Below are 679 nucleotides of genomic sequence, written 5' to 3'. Positions count from 1 at the left end.
AAAATTGAGGAGTTGACTCAAAAAATGGTTGCTCTATGAAAGAATCTTCAGACCAATGGCAGTAATTGTATGGCAAGCAGCCTACCCGGTGCTTGCTGCCTGTATCTTATATGAAATATCCAGTTATAGATAAAATTGCTTGACATCTGCCTCATGATTCGCCTACTACGAAACAACCCTTTAACGTAGGAGGCAAACCATGCTACCAGTTTCGCGAAGAGACGAACATCTTTACTCGGTTCCAAAGTTTGACCTTGGCAAAGGCGATATTAAAGGTTTCATGAATGAACTCGTAGGGTTCCATGAGCAATTTTCCGATGGTCGACAAACGCCTGTTCATTCCTGAGCAATGGTTTTCGGAAGAATACCATGAGCGACGGCAAAAATGTAATATGCCCGAGGATTCTGTCTTTCAGACCAAGCCTCAATTGGCTGCTGAAATGCTAATGGATATCCATTCGGAAAACATATTGCCTTTCAATAACGTTTGATTGCGAGGTATACATAATTAACAAAAGTGTTAATTTGGTATATCTAATGAGACTGCAAGAACTGATTAAACCACTACCTGCTGAAAGCAGGTAGATTTCTTATACGACTGAAAGTCTAACATGGTTCAATCTTTAGTCATTAGCAATAGTGAAGGCCTCTTTAGGGCTCGCCTTTTCTTGGCTTGCAA

Source organism: Deltaproteobacteria bacterium, from assembly GCA_003194485.1.
Taxonomy (GTDB): Bacteria; Desulfobacterota; Dissulfuribacteria; order Dissulfuribacterales; family UBA3076; genus UBA3076.
The sequence above is the reverse complement of the archived record's forward strand: the minus strand, read 5'-3'. Positions refer to the sequence as shown.